Consider the following 17,028-nt stretch of genomic DNA (forward strand, 5'->3'; position numbering starts at 1 on the left):
TATTGAAGCGGCGCTCACGCGGCCGCGGCCGGCGGATCGCGCCGATGGCGCGACAGCCGCTCCTCCGCGAGCGCGAGCGCCTCGGGCAGCCCGCGCAGCACGACGATGTCGCTCGCGCGCAGCTTGGTCTGCGGATCGGGTTCGACGCCGCGGATGCCGTGCCGGCGGATCGCCGTGACTTCCAGCCCGAGCGCATACAGCCCGAGTTCCTCCAGCGAGCGCCCGACCGCGTCCGCGCGCGCATCGACCGGCACCGATTGTAGCCGCACCTGCTCGTGGTCGTCGTCGTCCGCGTCGTCCGCGCCGCGGAAATAGCCGCGCAGCAGGCTGTAGCGCTCGTCGCGCATTTCCTCGACGCGCCGCACGACCTTGCGCATCGGCACGCCGACCAGCACCAGCGTATGCGACGCGAGCATCAGGCTGCCCTCGACGATCTCCGGAATCACCTCGGTCGCGCCGGCCGCGAGCAGCTTCTCGAGATCGGCATCGTCGACGGTGCGCACGATCGCGGGCAGCGTCGGCTCGAGCTCGTGCACGTGGTGCAGCACGCGCAGCGCGGACGGCGTGTTCGCATAGGTGATCGCCACCGCCGCCGCTCGGTGGATACCGGCCGCGAGCAGCGACTCGCGGCGCGCCGCGTCGCCGAACACGACCGATTCGCCGGCTGCCGCGGCCGCGCTCACGCGATCCGGATCGAGGTCGAGCGCGACATACGAAATGCCTTCCTGTTCGAGCATGCGCGCCAGGTTCTGGCCCGCGCGGCCGTAGCCGCAGATGATCACGTGGCCGCGCTGCTTCAGGCTTTGCGTCGCGATCCGCGTCATCTGCAGCGACTGCTGCATCCATTCGGTCGACGACAGCCGCATCACGATCCGGTCGGCGTTCTGGATCAGGAACGGCGCGGCGAGCATCGACAGCAGCATCGACGCAAGGATCGCCTGCAGCAGCGTCGAATCGACCAGATGCCGGTCGAGGATCAGGTTCAGCAGCACGAAGCCGAATTCGCCGGCCTGCGCGAGGCCGATGCCCGTGCGCATCGCGACGCCGGGCGTCGCGCCGAACAACCGCGCAAGCCCGGCGATCATCGTCCCCTTGAACAGGATCTGCCCGACGAAGAAGCCGAGCACGAGCAACGGATGCTCCCAGATCACGCGCGGATCGAGCAGCATCCCGGTCGTCACGAAGAACAGGCCGAGCAGCACGTCGCGGAACGGCTTGATGTCCTCCTCCACCTGATGGCGGAACGGCGTCTCGGAGATCAGCATCCCCGCGATGAACGCGCCCAGCGCGAGCGACAGGCCGAACTTGTCGGTGATGAACGCGGCGCCGAGCGTGACGAGCAGCAGGTTCAGCACGAACAGCTCCTGCGAGCGGCGCCGCGCGACGACGTTGAGCCAGCGCGTCATGAAGCGCTGGCCGATGACCAGCAGCAGCGTGAGCGCGATCACGATCTTGACCGCCGCGAAGCCGAGCGTCAGCGCGAGATCCTTCGACGATTCGGCGCCGAACGCGGCGATCACGATCAGCAGCGGCACGACCGCAAGATCCTGGAACAGCAGCACGCCGAAGATGTTGCGGCCGTGCTCGGTCTCGATCTCGAGACGTTCGGCAAGCATCTTCGACACGATCGCCGTCGACGACATCGCGAGCGCGCCGCCGAGCGCGACGGCGCCCTGCCACGTGATGTGCACCCAGCGCTCGAACAGCGCGCCGAGCAGCAGCGCGAGCAAAAGCGTCGCGACGACCTGCAGCAGCCCGAGGCCGAACACGAGCCGCTGCATCGACCTCAGTTTCGCGAGCGAGAATTCGAGGCCGATCGAGAACATCAGGAACACCACGCCGAATTCCGCGAGATGCTCGGCGCGCTCGAGATCCGCCGCGATCCCGAGCGCGTGCGGGCCAACCAGGATGCCGACGGTCAGGTAGCCGAGCATCGGCGGGAGGTTCAGCGAGCGGAATACGACGACGCCCACCACCGAAGCCAGCAGCAGCATGAGCGTCATTTCGAGCGGGGAAATCACGGGCGAAGCGTCCTCGTTCGTCGGGGCCACCGCGAAGCGGGCGCGATGGCGTAGCGTGGGATAGGCGACATCGGACGAGTCCGAAGGCCCGGCGCGGCGAACAAACGCCTTTGCTATACTCCGCGCATGATAGCGAAAATCAATGATGATCGGGCGCTCGCGCTCGCCCGCGACGTGCTCGACATCGAGGCGGACGCCGTGCGCGCGCTGCGCGACCAGCTCGACGGCGACTTCGTCCAGGCCGTCGCGCTGCTGCTCGGCTGCCGCGGCCGCGTGGTGGTGTCCGGTATCGGCAAATCGGGGCATATTGCCCGCAAGATCGCGGCAACGCTGGCCAGCACCGGCACGCCGGCCTTCTTCGTCCATCCTGCCGAGGCCAGCCACGGCGACCTCGGGATGGTCACCTCCGACGACGTCTTCATCGGCATCTCCTATTCCGGCGAATCGGAAGAACTCGTCGCGATCCTGCCGCTCGTCAAGCGGATCGGCGCGAAGCTGATCGCGATCACGGGCCGCGCGGAGTCGAGCCTCGGCACGCTCGCCGACGTGAACCTGAACGCCGCGGTCTCGAAGGAAGCATGCCCGCTGAACCTCGCGCCCACCGCGAGCACGACCGCCGCGCTCGCGCTCGGCGACGCGCTCGCCGTCGCGGTGCTCGACGCGCGCGGCTTCGGTTCGGAAGATTTCGCGCGCTCGCACCCGGGCGGCGCGCTCGGCCGGCGCCTGCTCACCTACGTGCGCGACGTGATGCGCTCGGGCGACGACGTCCCGTCCGTCGGGCTCGACGCGACGCTGTCGGACGCGCTGTTCCAGATCACCGCGAAGCGCCTGGGCATGACGGCCGTGGTCGACGCCGACGGCAAGGTCGCGGGCATCTTCACGGACGGCGACCTGCGCCGCGTGCTCGCGCGCGACGGCGACTTCCGCACGCTGCCGATCACCGACGTGATGACGCGCAACCCGCGCACGATCGGGCCGGATCACCTGGCGGTCGAGGCCGTGGAACTGATGGAGCGCCACCGGATCAACCAGATGCTGGTGGTCGATGCCGACGGCGCGCTGATCGGCGCGCTGAACATGCACGACCTGTTTTCGAAGAAGGTGATCTGATGAGCGCAGCGCTGACTGCGGCCGAACGCGCGAGCCGCGTGAAGCTGATGATTTTCGACGTCGACGGCGTGCTGACCGACGGCGGCCTGCTGTTTACCGCGGCCGGCGACGCGATGAAGTCGTTCAACTCGCTCGACGGCCACGGCGTGAAGCTGCTCGGCGAAGCCGGCATCGCGACCGCGATCATCACGGGCCGCCGCTCGGAGATCGTCGCGGCGCGCGCGAAGGAAATGAAGATCGCGCACCTGTTCCAGGGCGTCGAGAACAAGCTCGCGGTGTTCGCCGACCTGATCGCATCGCTCGGCCTCACCGCCGACGCGTGCGGCTACATGGGCGACGACTGGCCCGACCTGCCGGTGATGCTGCGCTGCGGCTTCGCGACCGCGCCCGCGAACGCGCACCCCGACGTGATCGCCCGCGCGCACTGGGTGGCCGAGGCCCGCGGCGGCCACGGCGCCGTGCGCGAAGTCTGCGACGCGATCCTGCGCGCTCAGCGCCGCTATGACGCGCTGCTCGCAGCCGCCTGCGGAGCCTGACGGATGAATACGCATTTCCGCTGGACCCAGCTGCTGCCGCTCGCCGCGGTCGCCGCGCTCGCAGGCATCACGTGGTGGCTGCTGCAGGCGACGCTGCCGCCGCCCGGCGAGGGCACCGCGCAGCCGAAGCGCCATACGCCCGACTATTTCGCGGACAACTTCTCGGTCACCGAGCTCGACCAGTCCGGCACGACGCAGTACCGGCTGACGGCCGCGAAGCTGGTCCATTACGAAGACACCGAAAACAGCGACCTGGCCGATCCGGCCATGCGCGCATTCCAGCCCGGCAAGCCGGTCGTGACGACCACCGCGAAGCGCGGCACCGTCAACGGCGACGTGTCGATCGTCGATTTGTACGACGACGCGCGCATCCTGCGCGCGGCCGGCGGCGGCGATCCGCAAATGCAGGCCGATTCCCAGCATTTCCGGATCTTCGTCAATGACGATGTGATCCAGACCGAAAAGCCGGTTAAACTTCAGCGCGGCCTGTCGCTCGTCAACGCGACCGACGGCATGAAGTACAACAACGTCACCCGGGTCATCGAGCTTTACGGCAACGTGCGCGGCACGATCGCCGCGGCGGACACGTCCGGCGGCTCGAAAGGTCAACCCAAGTGACGCTTCCCTCACGTGACTGCATGAACGAACCGTTCCCTCGACAGATTTCCGGCGGCGCTGCGCGCGCCGTCCGCGCCGCGCTCGCCGCGACGCTCGTGGCGCTCCCGTTGATCGGGCTGGCGCCGCTCGCCCATGCCGAGAAGGCCGACCAGAACAAACCGATCAACGTCGAGGCCGACAACCTGACCTATGACGACCTGAAGCAGGTCACGGTCGCGACCGGCAACGTCGTGATCACGAAGGGCACGATCATCATCAAGGGCGATCGCGTCGAAGTGCGCCAGGATCCGGAAGGCTATCAGTACGCGACGTCGTTCGGCAGCGGCAAGAAGCACGCGACGTTCCGCCAGAAGCGCGAAGGCCTCGACGAATACATCGACGGCGACGCCGAGCGCATCGACTACGACGGCAAACAGGACCTGACCACGCTGACGACCGCCGCGACCGTACGCCGCCTGCAGGGCACGTCGACCGTCGCGGACACCGTGCACGGCAGCGTGATCACGTACGACGGCCAGCGCGACTTCTACACCGCGAAGGGCGGCAAGGACGTCGCCGCGCCCGGCAACCCGAACGGCCGCGTGCGCGCGATGCTGTCGCCGAAGAACGGCGGCCCCGCGCCGCTGACCGGCGCGCCGGCGAAGCTGTCGCCGTCGACCACGATCCAGGGAGCGCCGGGCCAATGAACGCGCTACCGAACCGCCAGCCGGCCGGCACCACGAGTTCGCTCGTCGTCCGCAACCTGAAGAAGCGCTACGGCTCGCGCACGGTCGTCAAGGACGTGTCGCTCGACGTGAAGAGCGGCGAAGTCGTCGGCCTGCTCGGCCCGAACGGCGCCGGCAAGACCACGTCGTTCTACATGATCGTCGGCCTCGTGCCGCTCGACGCTGGCGAGATCTCGCTGAACGGCAGCTCGATCAGCCTGCTGCCGATCCACAAGCGCGCGTCGCTCGGCCTGTCGTACCTGCCGCAGGAAGCGTCCGTGTTCCGCAAGCTGACCGTCGAGGAAAACATCCGCGCGGTGCTCGAGCTGCAATACGGCGAAGACGGCAAGCGGCTGTCGAAGGACGCGATCTCGTCGCGCAGCGAAGCACTGCTCGACGAGCTGCAGATCGGCCACCTGCGCGAGAACCCGGCGCTGTCGCTGTCGGGCGGCGAACGACGCCGGGTCGAAATCGCGCGCGCGCTCGCGACCAACCCGAACTTCATCCTGCTCGACGAACCGTTCGCCGGCGTCGACCCGATCGCGGTGCTCGAGATCCAGAAGATCGTCAAGTTCCTGAAGCAGCGCAACATCGGCGTGCTGATTACCGATCACAACGTCCGCGAAACGCTCGGCATCTGCGACCACGCCTATATCATCAGCGACGGCTCGGTGCTCGCCGCCGGCGCGCCGAGCGACATCATCGAAAACGAAAGCGTGCGCCGCGTGTATCTCGGCGAACACTTCCGCATGTAACTTCCTCCTCGTGGCTGGCTGCACCCCGCCCGGCATCGCCGCGCGGGGCCGCGCCCCGCTTCGCGGCCATGCCCGCGGCCGGGCGGCGCGCCGCGCGTAATCGCGGATGGCTCAACGCGCCTGGGTCGTGGCAAACTGCCGGTATGACTCCCTCCTTGCCATGAAAGCCAGCCTTCAACTCCGCCTGTCGCAACATCTGGCGCTGACGCCGCAGCTACAGCAGTCGATCCGGCTCCTGCAGTTGTCGACGCTCGAATTGCAGCAGGAAGTCGCGATGGCAGTCGCGCAGAATCCGTTGCTCGAGAACGACGACGACTGGATCGTGAGTCCGCTGCGCGTCGCGGCGGACGGATCGCTGATCGCGCAGACACCTTCCGGCCAGAACACCGAGCCGGCCCCGGCAAACAGCAGCAGCAGCACGTCGGGCGATCGCGCGGAGCGCGACGAACCGGCCGGCGCGGACGAATACGACGGCTACGCGTCCGGTGACGGCAACGACGGCCCGCAATGGAATCTCGACGAATTCGGCCGCTCGAGCGGCGCGTCCGACGACGACGACCTCCCGCCGCTGCAGGTGCAGGAAGCCGCGACGTCGCTGCGCGACCACCTGTCCGCACAGTTGCGCGTCACGCAGGCCGGCCCGCGCGATCGCGCGCTCGTGATGTTCCTGATCGAGTCGCTCGACGACGACGGCTACCTGACCGCCACGCTCGACGAAGTGCTCGCCGACCTGCCGCCCGAGCTGGAGATCGACTGCGACGAACTGAACGCGGCGCTCGCGCTGCTGCACAGCTTCGACCCGGCCGGGGTCGGCGCCCGCTCGGCATCCGAATGCCTGAAGCTGCAGCTGCTGCGCCTCGATCCGTCCCCGACGCGCACCCTCGCGCTCGAGATCGTGTCGCAGCATCTGGAGCTGCTCGCCGCACGCGACTTCACGCGATTGCGCAAGCACCTGAAGGCGAGCGACGACGCGCTGCGCGACGCGCACGCACTGATCCGCTCGCTCGAGCCGTTCCCCGGCGCCGCGTACGGCAAGGCCGAGGCCGACTACGTCGTGCCCGACATCATCGTGAAGAAGGCCGGCCAGGGATGGCTCGCGGAGCTCAATCCGGAGGTCGTGCCGCGCCTGCGGATCAACAACCTCTACGCGAACATCCTGCGCAACAGCCGCGGCGATCCGTCGACCGGTTCGCTGAAACAGCAGCTTCAGGAAGCACGCTGGCTGATCAAAAACATCCAGCAGCGTTTCGACACGATCCTGCGTGTCGCACAGGCTATTGTCGAGCGTCAGAAGAATTTCTTTGCGCACGGTGAAATTGCCATGCGCCCCTTGGTTTTGCGGGAAATAGCTGATACGCTGGGCCTACACGAGTCGACTGTCAGCCGTGTGACAACCGGGAAGTACATGCTGACCCCGTTCGGGACGCTTGAATTTAAGTACTTCTTCGGATCTCACGTTTCGACCGACACCGGTGGCGCCGCCTCGTCGACAGCCATCCGAGCCCTCATCAAGCAACTGATAGGAGCTGAAGACCCAAAATCGCCACTTTCGGACAGCCGCATTGCCGAGCTGCTGGCAGAACAGGGTTTCGTGGTCGCGCGCCGCACGGTTGCCAAATATCGCGAAGCCCTCAAGATCCCGGCAGTGAATCTGCGCAAGTCTCTTTAGGCCTGCTGCCTGCCCGGCGGCAGGCGTGTTCCGGCCACCGCGCACACGGGGAACAGGCCGGGCGACCTGTCCGCGATAGACCGCCTCCGTGCGGCACGGGCAAGTCGGCCGGAGCGCCGCCTCGATGCGGCCGGGTGGTCACTCGCTTGGAGAAGCACTATGAACCTGAAGATCAGTGGACATCATCTCGAAGTCACGCCTGCAATTCGCGAATACGTGATCACCAAGCTGGACAGGGTGCTACGGCATAGCGATCAGGTGATCGATGGCACTGTGATCCTCTCGGTCGACAACCACAAGGAAAAGGACAAGCAGCAGCGCGCGGAAATCAATCTGCACCTGAAGGGCAAGGACATCTTCGTCGAAAGCGCGAACGGCAACCTGTACGCCGCGATCGATCTGCTGATCGACAAGCTGGATCGCCAGGTCGTCAAGCACATGGAGCGCCTGCAAACGCACGCGCACGACCCGATCAAGCTTCAACCGTCGATCGACCAGATCGAACTGCCGCCGCAATAACCGTCACCGCAACACGCACGCCGCCCGGTTCGCCGGGCGTTTTTTTTGCGACTCCGCGCCCGTGGTGCGACCGGTCCGTCCATGCTGCGCCACGCACGCGGCTGTGCTCTATAATGTCCCGGTTATCGCCGGGGGGCGTTGGGTGCGGTAGCTGCGTTGCAGGTTGCCGATACCAGATGCCTTGATATCGCCGAACATGGAAAATCAGTCTGCCGCCGCAAGGAGACCCCAGGCCGCCCAATCGCCTGCCAACATGAATCGCCTAGCCAAAATCCTGCCCATAGAGAACGTCGTCATCGACCTCTCGGTCACCAGCAAGAAACGCGTGTTCGAACAAGCCGGGCTGATGTTCGAGAATCAGAACGGCATCGCCCGCAGCACCGTCACGGACAACCTGTTCGCGCGCGAGCGCCTCGGCTCGACCGGGCTCGGCGAAGGCGTCGCGATTCCGCACGGGCGCATCAAGGGTCTCAAGCACCCGCTCGCCGCGTTCGTCCGGCTCGCCGATGCGATCCCGTTCGAAGCGCCCGACGGCCAGCCGGTCGGCCTCCTGATTTTCCTGCTCGTCCCCGAGCAAGCCACCCAGCAGCATCTCGAAATCCTGTCGGAAATCGCGCAACTGCTGTCCGATCGCGACGCGCGTGAGCGTCTGCACAACGAAACGGATATCGCCGAGTTGCATCGCCTGCTCACTCAGTGGCAACCTTGAGTTGATCCGGGCGGAATATTTTCCCGTACGAGGCGGCACGCGCCGCCGTCCAGGGCCGCCCGGCGCCGGCCCGGCATGGCGACGTCCGTCGCCGCGCGCATGCACCGGCCCATTGGAGTGACGAGAGTCATGGATACGTCCAGCATCAACGCCCAGAGCATCTTCGACGACAACGCGGCCACGCTGAAACTGAGCTGGCTGACGGGGCATGAAGGCTGGGAACGCGGCTTTTCGGCCGACACGGTCGGCAACGCGACGTCGAGCGCCGACCTCGTCGGCCACCTGAACCTGATCCACCCGAACCGGATCCAGGTGCTGGGCGAAGCCGAAATCGACTATTACCAGCGCCAGACCGACGAAGACCGCTCGCGCCACATGGCCGAGCTGATCGCGCTCGAACCGCCGTTCCTCGTCGTCGCCGGCGGCGCCGCGGCGCCGCCCGAACTCGTGCTGCGCTGCACGCGCTCGTCGACCCCGCTGTTCACGACGCCGATGTCGGCCGCCGCGGTGATCGACAGCCTGCGGCTCTACATGTCCCGCATCCTCGCGCCGCGCGCGACGCTGCACGGCGTATTCCTCGACATCCTCGGGATGGGCGTGCTGCTGACCGGCGATTCGGGCCTCGGCAAAAGCGAGCTCGGCCTCGAACTGATCAGCCGCGGCCACGGCCTCGTCGCCGACGACGCGGTCGACTTCGTCCGTCTTGGCCCCGATTTCGTCGAAGGGCGCTGCCCGCCGCTGCTGCAAAACCTGCTCGAAGTGCGCGGCCTCGGCCTGCTCGACATCAAGACGATCTTCGGCGAAACCGCCGTGCGGCGGAAAATGAAGCTGAAGCTGATCGTCCAGCTCGTGCGGCGCCCCGACGGCGAATTCCAGCGCCTGCCGCTCGAAAGCCAGACCGTCGACGTGCTCGGTTTGCCGATCAGCAAGGTCACGATCCAGGTTGCGGCCGGCCGCAACCTTGCGGTGCTCGTCGAGGCCGCCGTCCGGAACACGATCCTGCAGTTGCGCGGAATCGACACGTTGCGCGATTTCATGGATCGGCAACGACTCGCGATGCAAGATCCCGACAGTCAGTTCCCCGGCAAACTGGTGTAACCCGCACGCGCCGGCTGCGCAACGCCGACGCGTCGAGCCAGTGCTATGATGAAACGTCAGGATTCTCTGCTTCCCATGCGCATCGTCCTTATCACCGGCATCTCCGGCTCAGGCAAATCCGTCGCGCTGAACGCGCTCGAAGACGCAGGCTATTACTGCGTCGACAACCTGCCGCCGCATGTGCTCCCCGAACTCGCCCGCTACCTCGCCCAGGACGGCCAGCGCCGGCTCGCGGTTGCGATCGACGCGCGCTCGAGCGCATCGCTCGACGAAATGCCCGGCCTGATCCGCGAGCTGTCGCGCGATCACGACGTGCGCGTGCTGTTCCTCAACGCAAGCACCCAGGCGCTGATCCAGCGCTTCTCCGAAACGCGCCGCCGCCATCCGCTCTCCGGCTCGCTGTCGCACGATGCAGACGTCGGCCTGCTGTCGTCGCTCGAGGAAGCGATCGAGCGCGAACGCGACCTCGTCGCGCCGCTCGCCGAGTTCGGCCACCAGATCGATACGAGCACGCTGCGCGCGAACGTGCTGCGCACGTGGGTCAAGCGCTTCATCGAGCAGAAGAACAACGACCTGATGGTGATGTTCGAGTCGTTCGGCTTCAAGCGCGGCGTACCGCTCGACGCCGACCTGATGTTCGACGTGCGCGCGCTGCCGAATCCGTACTACGACCACGAGTTGCGCCCGCTCACCGGGCTCGACCAGCCGGTCATCGCCTTTCTCGACGCACTGCCGATCGTCCACCAGATGATCGACGACATCCATGCGTTCCTGTTGAAATGGCTGCCGCACTTCCGCGATGACAACCGCAGCTACCTGACCGTCGCCATCGGCTGCACCGGCGGCCAGCATCGCTCGGTGTTCATCGCGGAAACGCTCGCCGCGCGCCTCGCGCACGAGGCGAACGTGATCGTGCGGCATCGTGACGCGCCAGTGGATGTCGACGCGTCGTCGCGGCTCGTCTCCGAGGTCGACCGACCCTAGCGACACCCGCCCCAACGCCCGCGCGCCATGTCCTCCCTATCGACCACCCTGATCGACCTGCCGCTGTTTCCGCTGCACACGGTGCTGTTTCCGGGAGGCTTGCTCCCGCTCAAGGTGTTCGAGGCACGCTACCTCGACATGTCCCGCGCGTGCCTGCGCGACGACGCACCGTTCGGCGTGTGCCTGCTGAAGAGCGGGCCCGAAGTCGCACAGGACGGCGCCGTGTCGGTGCCCGAAACCATCGGCTGCATGGCGCGCATCACCGAGTGCGATACCGGCGAATTCGGGATGCTGTATCTGCAGGCGGTCGGCACGCAGCGTTTCGAACTGCTGTCGTATCGCGTCGAAGGCAACGGGCTGCTGGTCGGCATCGCGGAGCCGCTGCCCGACGACATCCCGCTCGAAGGCGAGCAGGCGCTCGCGCAGTTCGGCTCGTGCGCCGAGGTGCTGGAGCGCATCATCGATGCGCTGAAGAAATCCGAGCCGGGCAAGCTGCCGTTCGGCGAACCGTTCCGCCTCGACGATCCGAGCTGGGTGTCGAACCGCCTCGCGGAACTGCTGCCGCTCGACCTGCGCGCGCGGCAAAAGCTGATGGAATTTCCGGACGTCGGCGCACGCATCGACGCCGTGCACCACGTGCTCGACCGGCACGGCTGGCTGTAGGCGCCTCCGGACGGGACTTCCTTCGGTGCGGAAAACCCGGGGCGGCCCGGCGTTTTCTCGAGCGCGCGGCCCGCGCCCGTTCCCCTTCGTTACAGCAGCGGCCCGCTCAGTGCATCGAGCAGCTTGCGCACGGGCGCCGGCACGCCGTACGCATCGAGCCGGCTCAGCGGCACCCACGCGGTCTCCGCGTCCCGTGCCTGCGACGGCAGGCCGCGGCCGTCGGCCATGTCGCTCAGCCGCGGCTCGATCTCGAGCCGGAAATGCGTGAACGTATGCGTGAACGGCGCAAGCGGCACCGGGCCGCCGCCGCCGAAGCCCTGCGCAAGTTCCGCGAGCGCCGCATCGCCGTCGGCTTGCGGCAGGCTCCACAAGCCGCCCCAGATGCCGGCCGGCGGCCGCCGCTCGAGCAGCACGGCGTCGCCGTCGCGCAGCACGAGCATCCAGGTCTTGCGCGTCGGCACGGCCTTCTTCGGCCGCGCGGCCGGCAGTTCGCGCTGCCGGCCCGTCGATTGCGCGACGCAGTCGCCCGCGAACGGGCAACGCGCGCAATCGGGCTTGCCGCGCACGCACAGCGTCGCGCCGAGATCCATCAGCCCCTGCGTATAGGCGCTTACGTCCGCCGCGTTCGCGGCGTCGGGCAACAACGATTCGGCGAGCGCCCACATGTCGTTCTCGACGCGCTTCTCGCCCGGAAAACCCTCGACGCCGAATACCCGCGCGAGCACGCGCTTCACGTTGCCGTCGAGGATCGTCGCGCGCGCGCCGTACGCGAACGACGCGATCGCCGCGGCCGTCGAGCGGCCGATGCCCGGCAGTTCGGCCAGCGCGTCGGGCGTCGCCGGAAACGCGCCGCCGTGCTCGGCGACGACGGCCTGCGCGCAGCGGTGCAGGTTGCGCGCGCGCGAGTAGTAGCCGAGCCCCGCCCACAGCGCCATCACGTCGTCGACCGGCGCGGCCGCGAGCGCGGCGACGTCGGGGCAGCGTTCGAGAAAGCGCGCGTAATACGGGATGACGGTCGACACCTGGGTCTGCTGCAGCATGATTTCCGACAGCCAGATTCGGTACGGATCGCGGGTGTTCTGCCACGGCAGGTCGTGGCGGCCATGCTCGCGCTGCCACGCGATCAGGCGCGTGGCGAACGTGCGGTGCAGCGGTGTGACGGGGAACGGAGCGGGGGCGATGCGGGGCGGCTTCAAGTTATCTAATCGCGGAAAAAGGTTTCAACGCTGGCAGGTCGCACAGAAATAGGTCGACCGCTGGCCCTGCACGATCTGGCGGATCGGCGTGCCGCATACGCGGCAAGGCTGGCCGGCACGGTCGTAGACGAAGCAGTCGAGCTGGAAATAGCCGCTTTCGCCGTTGCTGCCGACAAAATCGCGCAGCGTACTGCCGCCGCGCTCGATCGCATCGGCGAGCGTCGCACGCACCGCGTCGGCCAGCCGCTCGTAGCGCGGCAGCGACACCTTGCCGGCGGCCGTCGTCGGCCGGATGCCGGCGCGAAACAGGCTCTCCGACGCATAGATGTTGCCGACGCCGACGACCATGTCGCCCGCGAGCAGCGCCTGCTTGACCGACACCGTGCGGCCGCGCGTGCGCGCATGCAGCAGCGCGCCGGTGAACGCCGGCGAGAACGGCTCGACGCCGAGGCTCGCGAGAAGCGGATGCGCGTGCACGTCGCCCGCTTCGCGCGGGTGCCACAGCACGGCGCCGAAGCGGCGCGGATCGCGGAACCGCAGTACGAATTCGTCGAAGATCCAGTCGATGTGGTCGTGCTTCGCGGCAACGGGCACGCCGGCCGCGGGCAGCACGCGCAGCGTGCCCGTCATGCCGAGATGGACGATGAACCAGCCCGCGTCGACCTCGAACAGCAGGTATTTGCCGCGACGTTCGACCGCGAGCACCTCGCGCGCGCGCAACTGCTCGGCGAGCCCCGCCGGCACGGGCCAGCGCAGCATCGCGGTACGGACGTCGACACGCTCGACGCGGCGGCCCGCGACAAAGGGCTCGATGCCCCGGCGCGTGACTTCGACTTCTGGCAACTCTGGCATGTTATACGGGTCTGAGGCTGGATTCACGATCGTGCGTGTATTGTAGCGAGCGCGTTACAATCGGTTGAAACATCGAACGGATTTCCATGACTCTGCCCTCGAAGCTGCTTCAGAAGCGCCCCGCCGCCGCGCGCGGCGCGCGCGCCTTCCCGGTCCGTCGTGCACTCGGCGCCGCGCTGTTTGCCGCCTGGACCCTCACCGCCTTCCCGGCTCACGCGCAGGATCCGGCATCGGACGACGCGGAGCCGCAGGGCGCGTTCGAGCATGTGATGCCGGATGAGCAGAAGAATCTCCCCGGTGTCCCGCTGACGAGCCAGATCGTCTACCAGGTGCTCGCCGCCGAAGTCGCGCTCCAGCGCAACCAGCCGGCGCCGGCGTACCAGACCTACCTCGCGCTCGCCCGCGACACGCGCGATCCGCGCATGGCGCAGCGTGCGACCGAGATCGCGCTCGGTGCACAGAGCCCGGCCGACGCGCTGTCCGCCGCGAACCTGTGGCGCCAGTACGCACCGGATTCGAATCGGGCGTCGCAGGTCGACGCCGCGCTGCTGGTGCTCGCCGGCAAGCCGGCCGACGCGCAGCCGATGCTCGCGCGCGAGCTGGCCCGCGCAACCGGCGAGACGCGCGGGCCCGCGATCCTCGCGCTGCAGGCGCTGCTCGTGCGCGGCTCCGATCGCGTCGGCGGCCTCGCGGTGCTGAAGGACATGCTGAAGAACGACATGAACCGGCCCGAGGCGCAGCTCGCGATCGCGCGGCAGCAGCTCGCCGTCGACGACAAGGACGGCGCCGCGCAATCGCTGAAGCGGGCGCTGCAGCTCCGCCCCGACTACCTGCCGGCGGCCCTGATGCTGTCGCAGATGGGGCCGGCGGAACGCGCGGCGGGCATCGCGTCGTTCGAGAAATATGTTCAGCAGAATCCGAAGTCGCGCGACGCGCGGCTTGCGCTGTCGCAGCTCTATCTCGCCGACGATCGCCTCGACGACGCGCAGAAGCAGTTCGAGACGATGCGCAAGCTCGACTCGAAGGATCCGACGCCGCTGATGGCGCTCGCGCTGATCAAGATTCAGCAGAAGAAACTCGACGAAGCGACCGCCTACCTGAAGCAGTACGTGCAGCTCGGCGACAAGCAGTCGAACCTCGACGTCGGCCAGGGCTACATCTACCTCGCGCAGATCGCGATCGACCAGAACAACGATGCGCAGGCGTCGCAATGGCTCGACAAGGTCGACCAGACGAGCCAGCACTATCTCCCCGCGCAGATCACGCGCGCGCAGCTGCTGCAGAAACAGGGCAAGACCGACGAGGCGCGCAAGGTGCTCGACGACCTGCCGATCACGGATCCGCGCGACGCGGCCGTGGTCGCGCGCACCGACGCGTCGATCCTGTTCACCGCGAAGCGCTATCCGGAAGCCGAGGCACGGCTCGGGCAGGCGGTCCAGGACTTCCCGGACGATCCCGACCTGCGCTACGACTACGCGATGGCGGCCGAAAAGACCGGCCACTACGCGACGATGGAAAAGCAACTGCGCGAGCTGATCCGCACGCAGCCCGACAACCCGCAGGCGTACAACGCGCTCGGCTATTCGCTTGCCGACCGCAACCAGCGCCTGCCCGAAGCCAGCAAGCTGATCGACAAGGCGATGACGCTCGCGCCGAACGATGCCTACATCATGGACAGCCTCGGCTGGGTGAAGTATCGGATGGGCGACACGGCCGGCGCTACGAAGGTCCTGCGGCATGCGTACGAACTGCAGCCGAACGCCGAAATCGGCGCGCACCTCGGCGAAGTGCTGTGGAAGAGCGGCGCGCAGGACGACGCGCGTTCCGCGTGGCGTGCCGCGCAGAAGCTCGAGCCCGACAACGAAACGCTCGTGCAGACGCTGAAGCGCCTGCAGATCAACGGCCTCTGATGCAGATGTTCCCGATGCTTTCCCTGTCCTCCCGCGCGCAGCGTACGTTGGCCGCAGCCGGCGCGGCGCTCGCGCTCGCCGGCTGCGCGAGCACGCCGCCGTCGGCAAGCGCGCCGACGGGCGCGGCGCTGCAGACCGCCGCGACGCACGCTTACCATGGCCGCTTCGCCGTGCAGTACGACGACCGTCTCGGCAAGCAGCAGAACGTGTACGGCAACTTCGACTGGCAGGAGCACGGCAACGACGTGTCGCTCGAGCTGCGCAGCCCGCTCGGCCAGACGCTCGCGGTCGTGAAATCGACGCCGCAGGCGGCGTCGCTCGAGCTGCCGAACCGTCCGACGCAATATGCGGCCGACGTCGGCGACCTGATGCAGCGAACGCTCGGCTTCGCGCTGCCGCTCGCGGGCCTGCGCTACTGGCTGCTGCCGACGCCCGCGCCCGCGACGCCGGCGGAGACGGTACGCGATCCGGCCGACGACTCGCACGTCAAGCAGATCCGCCAGGACGGCTGGACGATCGACTACCTTGCCTACGCGGACGCCCCGGCCACGGGCGTCAAACGCGTCAACCTCGTGCGCGCGACGCCGCCGCTCGACATCAAGCTCGTGCTCGATCAGTGAGTACGCGCGCCTAGCCCAACAAACGCATGACCGATTCGACCCGCTCGCTGCGCAACTGCCTTGCGCCCGCGAAACTCAACCTGTTCCTGCACATCACCGGCCGCCGCCCGAACGGCTATCACGATCTGCAGAGCGTGTTCCAGCTGCTGAACTGGGGCGACACGCTGCACTTCACGCTGCGCGACGACGGCCGCGTCGCGCGTGTCACCGACGTGCCCGGCGTGCCCGAGGAAAGCGATCTCGTCGTGCGCGCAGCCAACCTGCTGAAGGCGCACACCGGCACCGCGTCAGGCGTCGACATCGAGATCGACAAGTGCCTGCCGATGGGTGCCGGCCTCGGCGGCGGCAGCTCCGACGCGGCGACGACGCTGCTGGCGCTGAACCGCCTGTGGCAACTCGACCTGCCGCGCACGGAGCTTCAGTCGCTCGCGGTGAAACTCGGCGCAGACGTCCCGTTTTTTATTTTTGGAAAAAATGCGTTCGCAGAGGGTATCGGAGAAGAATTAGCTGAGGTAGAATTGCCGACTCGCTGGTTCTTGGTTGTGACGCCACGCGTTCATGTCCCGACCGCTGAAATATTTTCAGATGAGTTGTTGACAAGAGATTCGAAGCCCGTCACAATTGCTGACTTTCTTGCACAGCAAAACAGCGATGCGGGATGGCCAGACAGCTTCGGCCGGAACGATATGCAGCAAGTTGTGACAAGTAAGTACGCGGAAGTTGCGCAGGTGGTCAAATGGTTGTATGATGTGACCCCCGCGAGGATGACCGGCTCCGGAGCAAGCGTGTTTGCAGCGTTTCGCAGCAAACACGAGGCAGAAGCGGCGAAAGCCAAGCTGCCCGCCAGTTGGAACGGCGCAGTTGCCGAGAGCCTGAACGAGCATCCGCTCTTCGCTTTCGCGTCATGAAGTTTTACTTTGCCGGATGGCCTACACGAGTCCGGTGAAGTTATCAGTTAAGTGTAGGGGAGTCGCCAAGTTGGTCAAGGCACCGGATTTTGATTCCGGCATGCGAGGGTTCGAGTCCTTCCTCCCCTGCCAAAAATTTTCCCGCATTTCCCGCCT

17 protein-coding genes and 1 tRNA gene are annotated in these 17,028 nt (G+C 67.2%); 15 read left to right on the forward strand and 3 right to left on the reverse strand.

Annotated features, from left to right (window positions below; translation table 11 throughout):
• Positions 1 to 14: 14 nt before the first annotated feature.
• Positions 15 to 2,021, reverse strand: a complete 2,007-nt coding sequence (locus tag AC3WLY_RS32915) for a monovalent cation:proton antiporter family protein (RefSeq protein WP_111017820.1) — start codon at positions 2,019 to 2,021, stop codon at positions 15 to 17.
• A gap of 126 nt (positions 2,022 to 2,147) precedes the next feature.
• Between AC3WLY_RS32915 and kdsD the strand changes: the two genes are divergently transcribed.
• The 11 genes from kdsD (at position 2,148) to AC3WLY_RS32970 (ending at position 11,386) form a co-directional block, all read left to right on the forward strand.
• Entirely contained in the window at positions 2,148 to 3,131 is a 984-nt protein-coding gene (kdsD, locus tag AC3WLY_RS32920; protein WP_175963653.1) for an arabinose 5-phosphate isomerase KdsD, read from the forward strand.
• A complete protein-coding gene (locus tag AC3WLY_RS32925; protein WP_072444673.1) occupies positions 3,131 to 3,667 on the forward strand; it encodes a KdsC family phosphatase in 537 nt (178 codons plus the stop codon). Before kdsD ends, AC3WLY_RS32925 begins: the two co-directional genes overlap by 1 nt.
• Before the next feature lie 3 nt (positions 3,668 to 3,670).
• Positions 3,671 to 4,285 carry an LPS export ABC transporter periplasmic protein LptC gene (gene lptC, locus AC3WLY_RS32930; protein ID WP_492309252.1) on the forward strand — a complete coding sequence of 205 codons (615 nt, stop codon included), beginning with the start codon at positions 3,671 to 3,673 and terminating at the stop codon, positions 4,283 to 4,285.
• A gap of 20 nt (positions 4,286 to 4,305) precedes the next feature.
• Positions 4,306 to 4,971 carry a lipopolysaccharide transport periplasmic protein LptA gene (lptA, locus tag AC3WLY_RS32935; RefSeq protein WP_111016082.1) on the forward strand — a complete coding sequence of 222 codons (666 nt, stop codon included), beginning with the start codon at positions 4,306 to 4,308 and terminating at the stop codon, positions 4,969 to 4,971.
• A complete protein-coding gene (gene lptB / locus AC3WLY_RS32940; RefSeq protein WP_034179059.1) occupies positions 4,968 to 5,744 on the forward strand; it encodes an LPS export ABC transporter ATP-binding protein in 777 nt (258 codons plus the stop codon). The genes lptA and lptB overlap by 4 nt, the downstream gene beginning before the upstream one ends.
• Positions 5,745 to 5,904: 160 nt before the next feature.
• Positions 5,905 to 7,413, forward strand: coding sequence for an RNA polymerase factor sigma-54 (locus AC3WLY_RS32945; protein ID WP_175963651.1), 1,509 nt, complete (start codon positions 5,905 to 5,907; stop codon positions 7,411 to 7,413).
• A 159-nt stretch (positions 7,414 to 7,572) separates the two neighbouring features.
• Positions 7,573 to 7,932, forward strand: a complete 360-nt coding sequence (gene hpf, locus AC3WLY_RS32950) for a ribosome hibernation-promoting factor, HPF/YfiA family (protein ID WP_006477786.1) — start codon at positions 7,573 to 7,575, stop codon at positions 7,930 to 7,932.
• 196 nt (positions 7,933 to 8,128) lie between these two features.
• Positions 8,129 to 8,641, forward strand: coding sequence for a PTS sugar transporter subunit IIA (locus AC3WLY_RS32955; RefSeq protein WP_034195643.1), 513 nt, complete (start codon positions 8,129 to 8,131; stop codon positions 8,639 to 8,641).
• A 129-nt stretch (positions 8,642 to 8,770) separates the two neighbouring features.
• On the forward strand, positions 8,771 to 9,739 hold the full coding sequence (gene hprK / locus AC3WLY_RS32960) for an HPr(Ser) kinase/phosphatase (RefSeq protein ID WP_006483133.1): 969 nt from the start codon (positions 8,771 to 8,773) through the stop codon (positions 9,737 to 9,739).
• Positions 9,740 to 9,814: 75 nt separating this feature from the next.
• On the forward strand, positions 9,815 to 10,723 hold the full coding sequence (rapZ, locus tag AC3WLY_RS32965) for an RNase adapter RapZ (protein WP_034179062.1): 909 nt from the start codon (positions 9,815 to 9,817) through the stop codon (positions 10,721 to 10,723).
• A 27-nt stretch (positions 10,724 to 10,750) separates the two neighbouring features.
• Entirely contained in the window at positions 10,751 to 11,386 is a 636-nt protein-coding gene (locus AC3WLY_RS32970) for an LON peptidase substrate-binding domain-containing protein (RefSeq protein WP_111016078.1), read from the forward strand.
• A gap of 89 nt (positions 11,387 to 11,475) precedes the next feature.
• On the opposite strand, the gene mutY is transcribed toward AC3WLY_RS32970, so the two are convergent.
• A complete protein-coding gene (mutY, locus tag AC3WLY_RS32975; RefSeq protein WP_425131924.1) occupies positions 11,476 to 12,582 on the reverse strand; it encodes an A/G-specific adenine glycosylase in 1,107 nt (368 codons plus the stop codon).
• 24 nt (positions 12,583 to 12,606) lie between these two features.
• Positions 12,607 to 13,434 (reverse strand): bifunctional DNA-formamidopyrimidine glycosylase/DNA-(apurinic or apyrimidinic site) lyase, encoded by an 828-nt coding sequence (mutM, locus tag AC3WLY_RS32980; protein ID WP_034179065.1) that lies wholly within the window; start codon positions 13,432 to 13,434, stop codon positions 12,607 to 12,609.
• A gap of 86 nt (positions 13,435 to 13,520) precedes the next feature.
• On the opposite strand from mutM, the gene AC3WLY_RS32985 reads away from it, so the two are divergent.
• From AC3WLY_RS32985 to AC3WLY_RS33000, 4 genes are all read left to right on the forward strand, one after another.
• On the forward strand, positions 13,521 to 15,344 hold the full coding sequence (locus AC3WLY_RS32985; protein WP_310135223.1) for a tetratricopeptide repeat protein: 1,824 nt from the start codon (positions 13,521 to 13,523) through the stop codon (positions 15,342 to 15,344).
• Positions 15,344 to 15,964, forward strand: coding sequence for a lipoprotein insertase outer membrane protein LolB (gene lolB, locus AC3WLY_RS32990; RefSeq protein ID WP_204424577.1), 621 nt, complete (start codon positions 15,344 to 15,346; stop codon positions 15,962 to 15,964). Before AC3WLY_RS32985 ends, lolB begins: the two co-directional genes overlap by 1 nt.
• Before the next feature lie 26 nt (positions 15,965 to 15,990).
• Positions 15,991 to 16,872 carry a 4-(cytidine 5'-diphospho)-2-C-methyl-D-erythritol kinase gene (ispE, locus tag AC3WLY_RS32995; protein ID WP_034179068.1) on the forward strand — a complete coding sequence of 294 codons (882 nt, stop codon included), beginning with the start codon at positions 15,991 to 15,993 and terminating at the stop codon, positions 16,870 to 16,872.
• 55 nt (positions 16,873 to 16,927) lie between these two features.
• Positions 16,928 to 17,004, forward strand: a tRNA-Gln gene (locus AC3WLY_RS33000).
• Positions 17,005 to 17,028 lie beyond the last annotated feature (24 nt).

The sequence above is a fragment of the Burkholderia sp. FW306-1C-G01B genome, from assembly GCF_058781685.1.